The sequence below is a fragment of the Corallococcus praedator genome, from assembly GCF_003612125.1.
Taxonomy (GTDB): Bacteria; Myxococcota; Myxococcia; order Myxococcales; family Myxococcaceae; genus Corallococcus; species Corallococcus praedator.
Genome location: NZ_RAWI01000239.1, coordinates 1 through 14,459 on the forward strand (window position 1 = coordinate 1; position 14,459 = coordinate 14,459).

Here is a 14,459-nt window from a genome sequence, read left to right on the forward strand (position 1 = left end):
GCGCCCACCACCCCGGCGCCGCTGCCCCCGACGGATCCGACGCAGCCCACCGAGCCGCCCGTCTCGGCCGACTCGGATCCGATGACGCACCTCCAGTACCTGGCCTCCGATGAGCTGAAGGGCCGCAACAGCCCCTCGGAAGGCCTGGATATGGCGTCCGCCTACGTGCAGGAGCACGTGAAGAAGTACGGCCTCGTGGGCCCCAACTCCAACAACCCGGAGAACCCCTTCCAGCAGAAGTTCAACGTCTTCTCGTTCCTGGGGGCGCAGGAGGGCGGCGCGGCGCATGGCGCGGCCCACGGCGCGCACAAGGAGTTCGGGCACGAGACGTTCCAGGAAGGCTTCTACCTGGACGACAAGATGCCCAAGGACACGCTGGCGCTGCTCAACCGCCAGTACGAGTCCACGATGAAGGCGTCCGGTCAGCCGCTGGTGCCGGCCCGGTCCGGGACGCAGCGCAGCGTGGAGGAGCTGCGGCAGGTGGCCACGGCGACGGGCCAGGCCGTGAACACCCTGGCGATGCTGCCCGGCACCGGCCCGCACAAGGACGAGGTCATCGTCGTGATGGCCCACCTGGACCACGTGGGCGTGGACCGCCAGGGCAACGCGTACAACGGCGCGGACGACAACGCGTCCGGCAGCGCGGTGTTGATGGCGGCGGTGCCGGAGCTGGCGGAGGCGCAGAAGCGCGGCGAGCTGGATCGCTCCATCCTCTTCATCTGGACGGGCGCGGAGGAGAAGGGGCTCGTGGGTTCGCAGTACTTCGTGGACCACCCCATCCCCGGCCTGGAGCTGAAGAACATCGCTGGCGTCATCAACACGGACATGGTGGGCCGCTGGGATGATCAGCGCCTGTCCGTCGTGGACACCAACACCAAGGGCCAGCCCAACTACTTCCGGGACGTGGTGGATCAGGCGAACCAGCAGCTGGCGGATCCGTTCGACCGCATCAACCGCGACATCAACGTGTACCGCGACCGCCAGGACGGCGCGTCGTTCGGGCGCAAGGGCGAGGACGTGCTCTTCCTCTTCGAGGGCCTGTCCAATCCCAACGGCGGCGGCGACCTCATCCCCGAGTACCACCGGCAGGATGACGACATCGACAAGATCATCAAGGACAACGGGGGCGAGAAGCCGCGCCGCGTGAAGGACCTGATGGTCAACGTCATCAACATCGCGGCCAACCGCACGACCGGACCGGCCGAGCCGAAGACGCCGTGATTAGACTGGAGGGATGAGCGCTCCCCTCCCCGGAATCGAGGTCGCGCTCGGCAGCCTGACGGACGGCTCCGAGCGCGTGCTGGTCAACGCCTCCAACACGAACGTGCAGCTGGGGTCCGGGGTCTCCCGGGCCATCCGGCTCGCGTGTGGCCCGGACTACCAGGAGCACATCACCGAGGCCCTCCAGGCCCGCTTCCGCGGCCCCATGGATCCGGGACAGGTGCTGGTGACGGACGCGGGCGAACACCCGAGGGCCCAGTGGGTCGCGCACGTGGCGGTGATGGACTACCGCCACGGACTGTCCGGGAACTCGTCGCCGAACCTCGCGCGCATCCAGGTCTGCTGCGTGAACCTGTGGAACGCACTGGAGGCCCTGCCGGACGACGGTGCGCCGCTCTCCGTGGCCATGGTGGCGCTGGGCGCGGGCACCGGCGGGTTGGGCGTGAACGACCCGGTGCGGCTGGCGTGCACGACCCTGAAGACCCACCTGTCCGCCCGGGAGCAATCGCGCATCGGGCGGGTGGTGTTCTACGGCTTCGAGCTGCCCCAGTACCTCAACATCCTGGAGGTGGTGACGCAGCACTTCCCCCTGCCGGAAGAAACCCTTCCGGCGGAGGTGCGCGAGTACCTGGCGCGCAAGCGGGCGACCGAGCCCGGCGAGCCCGGCGGGGCGTGAAGCTAGGCCGCCAGCTCTTCGCCGGAAGCGGCCGGCGCGGCGGCGGGCGCCTTGGCCTTCGCGGTGGAAACGGCGAGCGCTTCCACCTCGTGCTCGCTCAGCACGAGCTTCGCTTCAGAGCCGCGCCAGACGAACGGGATGCCCGGCTGCCGGTACAGGTGCGCGGGGATGTCGCGGGCCAGCTGCGCGTGCAGCTCCGGCAGCTTCGACCAGTGCAGGCCATGCCGCGAGTGGTGCGCGGTGTGGTAGCCCAGGTTGCCGGTCATCAGGTTGTAGCCCCGGTGGAGGATGTTGTACGAGGCCTCCGCGTGCACCGCCGTGTTCAGGTCCACGTGGTGGAAGAAGGTCGCCCACACGGTGACGAACAGCGACGCCACCATCGGCAGCAAGAAGACGAACAGCGCGTTGTAGGGGTTCACCCAGAACAGGCCCGCCAGCAGCACCACCTGGAGCGCGGCCATCGCCACGAACAGGCGCAGCGCCTTCGGGTGGTGCTTGCGGCCCACCTGGAACGAGCGCGGGTACGCGGTCAGCATCGTCTTCAGCGAGTACTCCATCTCCCCCATCGTCGTGCCGTCATCGCGCTTCCAGCGGGACTCGTCCTTCGTCTGGTCCAGGTAGTTGCGGTGGTGGCCCACCACGTGGTGGAGGAACCACGCCTGCGACGTCACGCCCGTCTGGAACGCGAAGATGATCTCCAAGAGGCGGTTGGGAATCGCGTGCCGGAACATCGTCAGGTGCTGGTGGTGGTGGTTCCAGGAGCAGATCCACCCCTTGGGGATGATGCCCAGGCCGAACCACAACACGGGGAACCACCAGCTCTTCGCCGTGAGGAACACCGTCACATCGAGCGCGAACACGCACGCGAACATCAGGACCGGGATGCGATCTTCAGGGTGCCGGAACAGGGTCATGCGCCTTCCGCGACAAGAGGGACCAGGGACGAATTGCCGATTTTCCAACTGTAGGACGTGAAGCCCCATCCGGAACAGGCCCCTGCGTCATCCTCTTCCGGGAGAAGCGCGCCCGCCGGGCAAGCCGGCGCGGTTATCCCCAACCCCCCGGAATCCGTGAAGTTCTGCACGGAACACTGGCGAAACTCCCAAAGTAGGGTAGTCACGCCGCGTCACGGGAGGGCAACACCCTCGCGCAACCACCTCCCGCGGCGGACCGCGCCTGTCGCTCCAGGCGCCGAGGGAACCCCATGCTCGAAAAGCTGATGCCGAAGTCGGATGAGTTCTTCGACGACTTCGACGCCCAATGCGCCCGCACGGTCGAAGGCGCCAAGATCCTCCATGAGCTGCTGAGCGACTACCGGGACGTGCCCGCGCGCGTCCAGGCCCTCAAGGACGTGGAGCACCGAGGCGACGACGTCACGCACACGGCCTTCAACCGGCTGCACCAGCAGTTCATCACCCCGTTCGATCGCACGCAGATCCACTCGCTCCTGTCGCGCATCGACGACGTGTTGGACCTGACGAACGCGGCGGCCGCGCGGCTGCTGTACTACGAGATCGACTCTACCCGGGCGGACGCCGCGGAGCTGGCGCGCCTGCTGGTGCTCTCCACGCTGAAGGTGCAGGAGGTCGTCGCGGCGCTGCGCCTCATCAAGAAGCCGGAGCAGATCCTCGCCGGCTGCAAGGAGATCAAGAGCCTGGAGTCGCAGGCGGACGAGGTGCTGCGCTCGGGCATGGGCCGGCTGTTCAAGAGCGGCGTGGATACCCTGACCATCATCAAGTGGAAGGAGATCTACGACCTCATCGAGACCGCCACCGACAAGTGCCAGGGTGTCGCGAACGTCATCGAAGGCGTCGTGCTGGAGCACTCCTGAAATGCTGCTCGCCGCGGTCGTCCTCATCGTCATCGTCGCGCTGGTGTTCGACTTCATCAACGGCTTCCACGACGCCGCGAACTCCATCGCCACCGTCGTCTCCACGCGCGTGCTGTCGCCGAACCTCGCGGTGGCCTGGGCCGCGTTCTTCAACTTCGTGGCGGCGTTCGCGGGCGGTGTCCATGTCGCCAACACCATGGGCAAGGGCATCATCAACTTCGAGATGCTCCGCGCCGCCGGCCCGACCGCGGTGCTGATGGTCATCTTCTCCGCCCTCATGGGGGCCATCACCTGGAACCTGCTCACCTGGTGGTGGGGCCTGCCCTCTTCGTCCTCGCACGCGCTTGCGGGCGGGATGATTGGCGCGACGCTGCCGGTGCTGGGCTTCCAGGGGCTGGTGGGTTCGGGCATCGCGCGCATCGCGGCGTTCATCGTGCTGTCGCCGCTCATCGGCATGTTCCTGGGCATCACGATGATGGTCATCAGCACCTGGACGGTGCACAAGCAGACGCCCCTGCGCGTGGACACCTGGTTCCGCCGGCTGCAGCTGGTGTCGTCCGCCATCTTCTCCTTCAGCCACGGCACCAACGACGCGCAGAAGGTCATGGGCATCATCGCGGTGGTGCTCTTCGGCACCATCTGGCGCGACCGCCCGTTCCACATCGACTGGTGGATGATCATCTCCTGCCACGCCGCCATCGCCATGGGCACCTTCTTCGGCGGCTGGCGCATCATCCGCACCATGGGCCACAGCCTCACGAAGCTCGCGCCCATTGGCGGCTTCAGCGCGGAGACCGGCGGCGGCGTCACCATCATCGCCCTGGCGGAGCTGGGCATCCCCGTCTCCACCACCCACACCATCACCGGCGCCATCGTCGGCGTGGGGTCCACGCGCGGCTGGCGCGCGGTGAAGTGGGGCACCGCCGGACGCATCATCTGGGCGTGGGTGTTCACCATCCCCGCCGCCGCGCTGGTGTCCGTCCTCGTCTACGGCATCACGCTGGCCGTGGTCCGGCTGGTGGGCTGAAAAAGCCCCCGGGCCCCAGGCTCCCAGGCTCCGGCAACGCTTCACTTCCAGGCGGGCTCCGCGTCCGGCGACAACCGGACGGGGGCCCGCCTCTTCATTCGGGACTACTGGAAGGTGTGCGCGTCCACCACCACCGGCGCGGCGTTCAGCGCTGGCGGCGTCCAGGGCAGCACCTTCTTGTTCTTCCACTCGACGAACTTCAGCGACGGATCCTCCAGCGGCACGTCGAAGGTGAAGGACACGCGCTTGGGTCCTTCCGCGTCCACGTCCTCCACGCGCACCTTCATGCCCTTCACGTCGAACGTGTCCCCCACCGCCAGCGGGTAGCGCGAGCCCCGGTAGACGCGCTCCTCGATGGTCGTGAGCAAGTGGCCCTTGGGCAGCGACAGCTCCAGCGAGTTGGGCCCCGTGCGCGTCACCTGCTGCGGCTCCATCGCGTAGGACAGCACCCACCAGGCCTTGGGCAGCGTCTTGCCCAGGGACCACCACTGCACGGAGCTGTAGATGCCGATGACGCCGCTGGGCGCGTTGAGCACCACCACCCGCTGGTTCGGCAGCGCCTTCACGTCCAGCGCCTCGCCGTAGCGCGCCTGCGCGCGGTTCATCATCGCGTCCATCTGCGTGTAGACGTTGACGGTCTGCCACCACACGTAGGGCGCCGCCACGACGTGCAGCAGGAACATCACCGCCGCGCCCGCCAGCACCGCGCCCGCGCGGAACGAGCGCGCCCGGCCCCGCCACGCGGCGCGCAGCACCATCGCGAGCCCCACCGCCAGCCCCAGGCTGGGCACCAGCAGCGTGCGCGTGCCCGCGAGCGCCGAGCTGGCCAGGAACGTGGCCACGAACGAACCCGTCAGCATCCACTTCAGCGTGCGCCGCTCGTCGCCCTCCAGCCGGGGCCACACGCCCCACACCAGCAGCGCGAAGAACGCCAGGCCCGCCGCGCCAATCAGCGTGAACACCGGCACGTAGGAGGCGTCCATGATGTAGTCCGACGGCGCGCTGAGCGTCAGCCCCGCGATGGCCGCCGGCACGCGGCTGATCATCGCGGAGACCCACGCCCCCGGCGCGCCCAGCGGATCCACGTGCGTGTCCTGCCCCGCCGCGCCGTAGCCCAGCGACTTGTAGAGCGCGAAGTAGCCGGCCAGCAGCACGCCCAGCGGAAGCAGCCCCTTGAGCTTGTCCGCCGCCTTGCCCGGCCCGGCGAAGGCCTCGTAGGCGATGACGTACGGGATGAGGATGAGCATGGTCTCCGCGCTCGCGAGCCCCAGCGCGAAGGCGACGAGCGAGCCCACCAGGGCGCCCTTGCGCTGGCGCTCACGCCACTCCAGGTGCAGCCAGAAGCCCAGGACGCCGAAGAGCGTGGACACCATCAGCGCGCGGTAGGACAGCCAGCCCAGCACCGCCGCGTGGGAGCCGTTGATGGCGAAAAGGAACATGGCCAGCGCGGCCACCGCGGCCGGCAGCACGCGCCGGAACAGCAGGCCCGCCAGCATCACCAGGCCCACGTACCAGAGCAGCGAGTGCGCGTGGTAGCCCACCGAGTCCCGGCCGAAGAGCGCGTGGTCCAGGCCGAACAGCGCGCTCGACAGGGGGCGGAAGAAGGCCAGCTTCACCGTGGGCTCCACCCACCACGGGAAGATGCCGGACTCGGACATCCGATGGGTGTGCTCCGCGACGCCCGTCGCCGTGCGGTACACGTCGAAGGGCGTGTTGGCCAGCGGCGCCGGCTGCGGCACGCGGTCCCAGATTCCCAGCCAGACGTAGTCGTCGAACATGAAGCCCGCGTGCAACGTCATCGCGCCCAGGAGCGCCGCGGCCACGACTGAAATCCAGAAATAACGTCGAAACGGCCAACCCGTGGAGGGGGTCGAGGAAGAAGGATCCATGTTTCAAAGATCTATCAGCGTGCGCCCCTCACGAGATAGGTCCTCCTGGGTCGTCCGCTGCCACCGGAAGCACGGGGAGTGCGGCGCGCGGAGCGGAGATCCTTTGCCACTGCCCGGACTCCGGGTGATTCTTCCGCCACGGAGGGGGACGCAGTCCGGCAGGTGTATTCGTGAACGGGCGCGTGCCGTTCCTTCCGCGTCGTCTTGCCGGAAAACGCACGCATGCGAATCGCCATCATCGCCACGTACACGCACCCGACCCGCCTGCGCATCAAGGAGCCGTCCATCATGCAGTCCTCCGTGCCGGAGCTGATCGCCGGCCTGTGCCCGGAACACGCGGAGGTGGAGATCTTCAACGAGAAGGAGGCGGACATCCCGTTGGACCGGCACTGGGACCTGGTCTTCTTCTCGTACCTGCATTCGTACTACGAGCACACGAAGGTGCTCTCCACCCTCTTCCGCCAGCGCGGGATGACGACGGTGGCGGGCGGGCGCCACGCGGGCTACTTCCCCGACGACGCGGCCCAGTACTTCGACGCGGTCATCACCGGCGAGCCCGAAGCGAACGTGCCCGCGCTGGTCGCGGACTTCGAGAAGGGCGAACTCCAGCCGCGCTACAGCCGCCCGTCCCTGGGCGCGTCCGCCATCCGGCCGTACCGCTACGAGCTCATCAACTTCGAGCACAACAAGGTGCGCCTGCCGGGCATCGAGGCGTCGCGCGGCTGCCCCTTCTCCTGCAACTTCTGCGTCCTCACCGGCAACGAGCGCTACCGCTTCCGGCCCATCCCCGCGGTCATCGACGAAATCCAGACGCGCATGCGCTGGAACCCGAACTACCTGGGGATGATGGATGACGCGTTCGTCTTCCTGGACAACAACCTGGGCGGCTCGCCCAAGTACCTGCGCGAATTGTGCGAAGCGCTCATCCCGCTGAAGAAGACGTGGGGCTGCGCCCTCACGTTCAACGTGCTCAAGGATGAGTCGCTGGTGAAGCTGATGGCGAAGGCGGGCTGCCGCTACGTCTACACCGGCCTGGAGTCGCTCAACCCGGACTCCATCAAGGCGATGAACAAGGGCCAGAACAAGCTGTCGGAGGTGGACGCCGTCATCCGCCGCGTCTTCTCCGCCGGCATCCTGCTGTCCTTCGGCCTCATCGTGGGCTCGGACGGCGACACCAACGAATACCTGCACCGGCTGCCGGAGTACCTGGCGGACCTGAAGTACTTCTCCGTCACCTTCCTGGGCATCGTGTGCCCGTACCCGGAGACGCCCTTCTTCCGCGAGCTGCAGGCCGAGGACCGGCTGCTGCCCGGCACCACCAGCCGCGACTACGACGGCTACACGCTGTGCCACCGGCCCAAGCAGCTGCACGCGTCGGAGGTGGTGGAGCACTTCCTGCGGCTGTGCCGCACGCTGGGCAGCCTGCCCAACATCGCTCGGCACTACGCGTCCAAGCTGATGATGAGCGACATGCCCCGCTACAAGCAGACCATCCTCTTCTCCGGCCCGGAGATCGTCAGCATCCGCAACCCGGTGAAGAACACGGCGCGCCGCTACATCGCGGGCCTGGACGCCCTCGAGGACTGGGATGTGCGGGAGATGGCCCGGCTGGGACTGAAGCCCCAGCTCGTGACGTGAGGGCTCAGCGGACGCGGGACGGCAGCCGCACGTCCCACGCGAGCCCCAGCGACCGCAGGGCCCGGATGAAGAGCCAGCCCGGGTCCCACTGCCACCACACCCAGCCGTGTCGCGCGGACGCGGGGAAGGCGTGGTGGTTGTTGTGCCAGCCCTCGCCCAGCGCGAGCACGCTCACCCACCACACGTTGCGGCTCTTGTCGCGCGTGTCGTGGACGCGGACGCCGAACTTCGCGTGGCACACCGAGTTCACCGCATAGGTGCTCTGCATCCAGCACACCACCGGCAGGAAGAAGTACGCGGGCACCGTGCGCCAGCCGAACGTCAGCCCCACGAAGAGCACCGCCAGCACCTGCGGGCCAATCCGGTAGCGCAACAGCCAGTGGTAGTAGCGATCTTGCGCCATGTCCCGGCACCACGTGCGCCAGCCGTCGTCGTCCGTGGAGGCCTCGTTGAGGATCCACCCCATGTGCGCGTACCAGAAGCCGCGCTGGGGCGAGTGCACGTCCCCTTCCGCGTCCGCCTTCGCATGGTGCAGCCGGTGCGTCGCGGCCCACAGCAGCGGACTGCCCTGGGCCGTCAGCATGGCCACCGACACCAGCGCGTACTCCACCCAGCGCGGACAGACGAAGGCGCGGTGACACAGCAGGCGGTGCAGCCCCACCGTCGTGCCCAGCCCGATGCTCACGTACACCGCCAGCCCCACCGGCAGCGCGTACGGGGGCCAGGGCAACAGGAACGCCAGCGCGGCCAGGGCGTGCACCACGAGCATGTATCCGACGATGACGGGACTGGTCTGGAAGCGGAGTGGAACGGAAGTCATGGCCCGGTGTGGGTTCGAGGAGGTAGGCGCCAGTGTAGGAGCCGGGCCTGACGGTACAAGCACCCCCGCCACGCTGACTGCGGGTCCGCCTTATGCCTCACCCGAGGTGCGGGAGGCCTTCGCTCACATCACGCTCAGGTCGCGGCGTGCCGCGTCGCGGAGCGGGGGCAGCACGGTGGCGCCCGGCAGCAGCGCCTGCGCGGAGGCCTGGAGCCGGTCGATGCGGCGCAGCTCCGCGAGCGCCCCCACCTCCACGAAGATCTCCTTCGCGCGGGCCAGGAAGGCAGTCCTGCGGTGCGGCAGCGCCACCGCCGCGTCGAAGTAGGCCACGCCCGTCTCCCAGCGGTTGGGGCTGGCCTCCAGGATGGCGATGGCCTCCAGGAACACCGGCTCCGCGGCCTTGGGCCCCTTGCGCAGGCGCAGCGAGCGCGCCGTCACGCGCAGCGCCGGGCCCTTCAGGTACGGGTACAGCCTGGAGATCATCCGCGCCTTGATGCACGCAAGCCGCACGATGCGCAGCAGCTTCTTGCGCGGCACCACCGTGGCCCCTTCCTCCAGCGCGAAGAGGGCCGCCTCCGCCGCGTCCACCAGGCCCACCTGGAGGAAGGGCACGAGGACCTGGTAGCTCCAGATGCTCTTGAAGCAGCGCACCGCGACGAGCGCCGCCTCCTCCACCTGGTGCTCGCGCACGGTGACGTTGGCCAGGTGGTTGAGGCTGGCGCACTGGTTGGCCAGGTCCGCGACCTCCTCGCTGATGCGCAGGCCCGTCTCCATCTCCGCGCACAGCTCGCCCACGTCGCCTTCGCCCAAGAGGTAGCGGCACATGGGCGCCCAGGAGTGCGCCCAGCCCTGGTGCATCAGCGCGTTGAGCTCCACGCCAATGGTCTTCATCTGCTCGTAGAGCTCCTCGGCCGTCTTGAAGCGCGAGCAGAGGAACTCACCCGTCGCCTGCATCATCAGGGACGTCTGGCGCTCCCAGCGCTCACCCACCACGCGCAGCGTGGAGACGGCCTGCTCCTGGAAGTCGCGCGAGCGCTTCAGCTCGTTGGCGAAGAAGGCCTGGATGCCCAGGCGGCTGAGCGCGAGCCCCTCCGCCACCGGGTCCTTGGAGCGCCGCGCGTACTCCAGCGCCCGCTCGCCGTGGTGGCGCGAGCGCTTGAGCAGCCCCGCGCCGAACAGCAGCGTGGCGTAGTAGCCGCTGGCGATGCTCATGGCGTAGTCGCTGCGCGAGCGCTCCGCCATGTTGGTGGACACCAGCGTCGCCCAGGTGAGCTTGGTGATGTCCGCGAAGTAGTAGATGCGGATGAGCGCGTTGAGCGTGCTCAGCTGCTGGAGGTACTGCGGCAGGCGCGCCGCCGGAATGGGACGGAGGATGAAGGGCAGCAGCGTGGCCAGCCCCCGCAGCAGCAGGTTGCCCAGCGTGCGCAGCCCCAGCGCGAGCAGGTTGCGCGGCAGGCTGCGGCCCCTCAAGACGAGCGACTGCTCCAGGTGGTGCGTGGCGCGGCTGGACTCGCCCTTCTCCTGGTGCGCGCGGCCCAGGCCCAGGTGCAGCTCCGCCTGCTGGGGGACCTCCTCCTCGTCCACCAGGCACTGCTCGAACATGATGATGGCGGCGGCGTAGTTGCCCGCCTGGAGCAGCGTCTCCGCCAGTTCCTGCATCACCCGGCGCGTCTTGAGCAGCATCGCCTCCGGGTCCAACGGCACGACGGTGCCCAGCAGCTCCAGGCCCCGGTTGTAGTGGTAGAGCGCGTCGTCGTTGGCGTACTGGGCGCGCGCGCTGCGGGCCGCCATCAGCGTGTACTCCAGGCCCTTGTCCTCCACGTTGCCGGCGAGGAAGTGGAAGGCCAGCAGACCCGCGGAGCCGACGAGGTTGTCGTTCGCGCGCGCTTCCAGGTAGCGCGCGAGCTTGCGGTGCAAATCTTCGCGCGCCGACACCAGCAGCGTGTTGTAGGCCACGTCGCGGATGACGATGTGCTTGAAGAGGCAGGTGTAGGGCTCCTCCGTCTCCAGGAGGATGAGGCCCAGGCGCGTCAGCGTGTCCACGGCCTCGCGCAGCTTCGTGCCCACGAGCGAGCCCGGCACCAGCGCCGACACCGCATCCAGCGTGAAGACGCGCCCGATGACGGACGCCACCTTCACCACCAGCTTCTCCGTCTCCGACAGCAGGTCGATGCGCGACAGCACCACGTCCTGGATGGAATCCGGCAGCAGCAGGTCCTGCAGGCCGCGCTTCAGCTCCATCCGCTGCGAGCCCGGCTCCGCCGGTCCCAGGTAGCCCTGCTCCGCCAGGCCCTCCACGATGGATTCGATGAAGAACGGGTTGCCCTGCACCTTCGCGAGCAGCCGCTCCTCCAGCGCCAGGTCCGGCGGCGACAGGCGCAGGTGCGCGCGCAGCATCTCCCGCGTGTCGTCGTCGTCCAGGCTGGACAGCTCCACGGGGCAGTACTCCGGCAGCTCGCGCAGCCCCCGGAGCTGTTCGCCCGGCCGCATCGTCGCCAGCACCATGATGCGGTGCGAGCCCAGGCGCACCGCGAGGTGCTGGAGCAGATCCAACGAGATGTTGTCCGCCCAGTGCAGGTCCTCGAAGAAGAGCAGCAGCGGCTGCGCGCGGCTGAGCTTCTCCAGGAGCTGGTGGACGATTTGGAACACCTTCTGCTGCTTGCGCCGCGCGTCCATGGACGCCGTGTCCGGCGTCTCCTCCAGCGCGATGCCCAGGATGCCCGCCATCACGGGGATCCACTCCGGCCCCACGTCCTCCAGGCCGTCCAACCCCTCCGACAGCCGCACCATCTGCGTCGCGAAGTCGTCCGAGTCATGCAGCCCGAACGCCTGGAGCAGCACCTCCTTCCAGGGGAAGAAGGGGGTGAACATCTCGTAGGAGTAGCAGATGCCGTACAGCGCTCCGGCGCCGTTCTCCTCCGCGTCCTCCAGCACGCGCGCGCCCAGGCGCGACTTGCCGATGCCCGCCTCGCCGGACACCACGCTCACCTTGCCCCGGCCCTTCAGCGACGCGTCCAGCGCGTCGTGCAGCACGGCCAGCTCACGCTTGCGGCCGATGATGTCGCCCCGGCCCTTGATGAACAGGCTGCGGCGCGTCTCACCCAGCAGCCGGTACACCGGCACCGTGCGGGAGACGCCCTTGAGCTTCGCGTCCTCCACGAACTCCGTGGCGAAGCCGCCCTGCTGGAGCCGCCCCTGCGTGTTCGCGCAGATGTGCACGGAGCCGCCGCGCCCGTGCGTCATCAGGCGCGCGGCCATGTTCACCACTTCGCCCAGCGCCGAGTACCCCTTGCGCCAGGGCGAGCCCATGTCCCCGCAGTACGCGTGGCCGGTGGCGACGCCGATCTGCAGGTCCCCGAGGAACGGGAAGGACTCCCGGGACTTGAGCAGCTTGCAGGCCAGCCGGCACGCCAGCACTTCCTTGTTCTGCTGGGCGGTGGGCGCGCCGAACAGGACGTAGAGCACGTTGCCCTTGTCCGTGAAGTCCGTCATCAGCAGCACGCCGCCGTGGTGCGCGCTCTCCCGCTGGACGAACTCGTAGTAGGCGTTCAGGTCGCGCGTGAACGACGTGCCGTCCCCATCCGTGGGCGCGTGCGTGAAGCGAACGAAGAAGCAGGTGACGTCGCGGAAGTCCCCGGAGAACTCCTGGTGCGCGGTGGTGATCTTCGTGAAGAGCACCGGGTGCAGCAAGAGCGCGCACCGGCCCACCAGCTCCGAGCCTCCGGAGGCCGCGGGCAGGGGCCGCTTGACGGCCTCCACCGGCGCGTCCAGCGCCAGGCGGTGGTTGCCACCCTCGCGCGGCTCGCCCTTGCGCGCGCCTTCCGGGAGCGAACTCCAGGCGCGGGGGCTCAGGACGACCTCCGACACCGTGGCCTGCTTCTCCGCGCCCACCGCCTGCGCCAGGGGCTCGCCCACGAGCGCCGGGTGCATCCACAGGCCGGAGCCGCCCATCACGATGCGGTTGGACTCACCAAAGCCGATGCCGATGCGCGAGGACACACCGAAGCGCTGACCCAACAGCTCCAGCCGGGCGAAGCGCGCCAGCCTGCGCTGCACACCCAGCGCGCACACCGCGGCGCGCTGCACGACGTCCCCGTCCGCCTCCGCGGGCGCGGCCTCGAAGCACGCGAGGATGGAGTCGCCGGCGAACTGGTAGATGTCCCCACCGTGGTCGCGGACGACGTCGATCATCTCCGTGTAGTAGTTCGTGAGCAGCCGCTGGAGCGCGTCGATGCCGCGAGGCCCCGCGCCGCTCAGCCCCACCACGATGGGCGTGAAGCCCGCGATGTCCAGCAGCAGGATGGCGCCGCGCACGGGCTCCACCCGGGGCAGCGCATCCGCCTCATGGGTCGCCAGACGCGCGAGGATGGCCGCCGGCATGTAGGGCGCCAGCGCCGCGACGACTGGATCGATGTGCTGCTCGGAGGGCATCCCGGGGCCTTGGGCTCAGGACAGCGAGGCGTAGCGCAGCCACAGGGCCGCCACGCACACCGCTCCGTAGAGGGGGATCTCCGCCGTCTCCGTCCAGGGCTGCTGCTTGCGGATGGCCCCCCAGACGTGCACGGCCGTCATCAGGCCGCCAATGAGGCCGATGAGCTCGAAGATGACTAGGTGGCTCTTCGGATCCGGGATGAACTGCACCACCGCGATGATGACAGACAACGCCAGACCACCCAGGCACCGCGCGAAGTAGACCGTGAGGTCGTTGTTCCCGGTGGGCAGCTCCCACCCGAACCAGCGCGCCCAGCGCAGCGGGACGAACAGCAACGGCAGTGCGTAGACGACCAGGAAGAGCGACGTGGAGAGCGCGAGAAACCAGCTGGCCAGCGGATAGTCGGGGTTGATCATGGTGGCGAACGTGGCAACGGCTGGGCATCCGCTTGCTGGGCGCACCCTGCCCCACGTTCGCATCCTAAATCTTTTCCCACCCCTTGGGGCACCTTCCCCCGGACCCTCATCCGGGGTTGGCGGGTTGCTCGCTCCTGTAGGGCTTTGGCGTCCCCCTGCTACCGGGTGGCTGCCAGCATGAACTCCGCCACCCGCTCCAGGGAGGTGGTGCGCTCGGCCTCCGCCGGGAAGCGCCGGAAGCCCTCCGGTGGCCCGTGGAGGATGAGCGGCTTGCCATAGCGCAGGGCCAGGACGGCCTCCGCCGCGGTGCCCGCGCCCCCCGGCAGGGCCACCAGGGCGTGCGGCGTCAGCACGTTGATGTGGTTGCGGCTCATGGGGTCCGTGCCCTGCTCCCCGCTGAGCGGCAGGTGCGTGTAGATGGGCAGCTCGATGTCCGAGTTCGGGTAGCCGGCCCGGGGCTGGTACAGGCCCTCCGGCCCCACCGTGCCGGGGATGATGCCGATGGAGGC

The 14,459-nt window shown here is 68.8% G+C and carries 11 protein-coding genes; 5 read left to right on the forward strand and 6 right to left on the reverse strand.

The genetic code is table 11. The annotated features are described in order from the left end of the window. A partial coding sequence (locus D7Y13_RS26545) for a M28 family metallopeptidase (RefSeq protein WP_120630802.1) occupies positions 1-1,221 on the forward strand: 1,221 nt, incomplete at its 5' end. A 13-nt stretch (positions 1,222-1,234) separates the two neighbouring features. Continuing rightward, a complete protein-coding gene (locus D7Y13_RS26550) occupies positions 1,235-1,897 on the forward strand; it encodes a macro domain-containing protein (protein WP_120536566.1) in 663 nt (220 codons plus the stop codon). Between the two features lie 2 nt (positions 1,898-1,899). On the opposite strand, the gene D7Y13_RS26555 is transcribed toward D7Y13_RS26550, so the two are convergent. Further along, positions 1,900-2,811 carry a fatty acid desaturase family protein gene (locus D7Y13_RS26555; protein ID WP_120536567.1) on the reverse strand — a complete coding sequence of 304 codons (912 nt, stop codon included), beginning with the start codon at positions 2,809-2,811 and terminating at the stop codon, positions 1,900-1,902. A 290-nt stretch (positions 2,812-3,101) separates the two neighbouring features. On the opposite strand from D7Y13_RS26555, the gene D7Y13_RS26560 reads away from it, so the two are divergent. Both D7Y13_RS26560 and D7Y13_RS26565 read left to right on the forward strand, forming a co-directional pair. Then, positions 3,102-3,728: a DUF47 domain-containing protein gene (locus D7Y13_RS26560; RefSeq protein WP_120536568.1), complete on the forward strand. Its 627-nt coding sequence runs from the start codon at positions 3,102-3,104 to the stop codon at positions 3,726-3,728. A gap of 1 nt (position 3,729) precedes the next feature. Beyond that, entirely contained in the window at positions 3,730-4,755 is a 1,026-nt protein-coding gene (locus tag D7Y13_RS26565; RefSeq protein WP_120536569.1) for an inorganic phosphate transporter, read from the forward strand. A gap of 104 nt (positions 4,756-4,859) precedes the next feature. Here the strand turns inward: D7Y13_RS26565 and D7Y13_RS26570 are convergent, their stop codons facing one another. Then, positions 4,860-6,578 (reverse strand): hypothetical protein, encoded by a 1,719-nt coding sequence (locus tag D7Y13_RS26570; protein ID WP_120585380.1) that lies wholly within the window; start codon positions 6,576-6,578, stop codon positions 4,860-4,862. Positions 6,579-6,866: 288 nt separating this feature from the next. Between D7Y13_RS26570 and D7Y13_RS26575 the strand changes: the two genes are divergently transcribed. Next, entirely contained in the window at positions 6,867-8,282 is a 1,416-nt protein-coding gene (locus tag D7Y13_RS26575) for a B12-binding domain-containing radical SAM protein (RefSeq protein ID WP_120536571.1), read from the forward strand. Positions 8,283-8,286: 4 nt separating this feature from the next. Here D7Y13_RS26575 and D7Y13_RS26580 read toward each other — a convergent pair whose 3' ends face one another. The 4 genes from D7Y13_RS26580 to D7Y13_RS26595 all read right to left on the reverse strand — a co-directional run. Beyond that, the gene (locus tag D7Y13_RS26580; protein ID WP_120585379.1) at positions 8,287-9,102 is read right to left on the reverse strand and encodes an acyl-CoA desaturase; all 816 of its coding nucleotides are present in this window, start codon (positions 9,100-9,102) and stop codon (positions 8,287-8,289) included. 123 nt (positions 9,103-9,225) lie between these two features. Beyond that, positions 9,226-13,533, reverse strand: a complete 4,308-nt coding sequence (locus D7Y13_RS48770) for an AAA family ATPase (protein ID WP_120585378.1) — start codon at positions 13,531-13,533, stop codon at positions 9,226-9,228. 15 nt (positions 13,534-13,548) lie between these two features. Then, a complete protein-coding gene (locus D7Y13_RS26590) occupies positions 13,549-13,950 on the reverse strand; it encodes a hypothetical protein (RefSeq protein ID WP_120536574.1) in 402 nt (133 codons plus the stop codon). Between the two features lie 158 nt (positions 13,951-14,108). After that, the coding region (locus D7Y13_RS26595; protein ID WP_120630803.1) for an SLOG cluster 4 domain-containing protein at positions 14,109-14,459 on the reverse strand (351 nt) is incomplete at its 5' end.

Coding starts and splice junctions, on each gene's coding strand:
- D7Y13_RS26550 (WP_120536566.1), top strand. CDS start 1,235: ATGAGCGCTCCCCTCCCCGGAATCGAGGTCGCGCTCGGCAGCCTGACG.
- D7Y13_RS26555 (WP_120536567.1), bottom strand. CDS start 2,811: ATGACCCTGTTCCGGCACCCTGAAGATCGCATCCCGGTCCTGATGTTC.
- D7Y13_RS26560 (WP_120536568.1), top strand. CDS start 3,102: ATGCTCGAAAAGCTGATGCCGAAGTCGGATGAGTTCTTCGACGACTTC.
- D7Y13_RS26565 (WP_120536569.1), top strand. CDS start 3,730: ATGCTGCTCGCCGCGGTCGTCCTCATCGTCATCGTCGCGCTGGTGTTC.
- D7Y13_RS26575 (WP_120536571.1), top strand. CDS start 6,867: ATGCGAATCGCCATCATCGCCACGTACACGCACCCGACCCGCCTGCGC.
- D7Y13_RS26580 (WP_120585379.1), bottom strand. CDS start 9,102: ATGACTTCCGTTCCACTCCGCTTCCAGACCAGTCCCGTCATCGTCGGA.
- D7Y13_RS48770 (WP_120585378.1), bottom strand. CDS start 13,533: ATGCCCTCCGAGCAGCACATCGATCCAGTCGTCGCGGCGCTGGCGCCC.
- D7Y13_RS26590 (WP_120536574.1), bottom strand. CDS start 13,950: ATGATCAACCCCGACTATCCGCTGGCCAGCTGGTTTCTCGCGCTCTCC.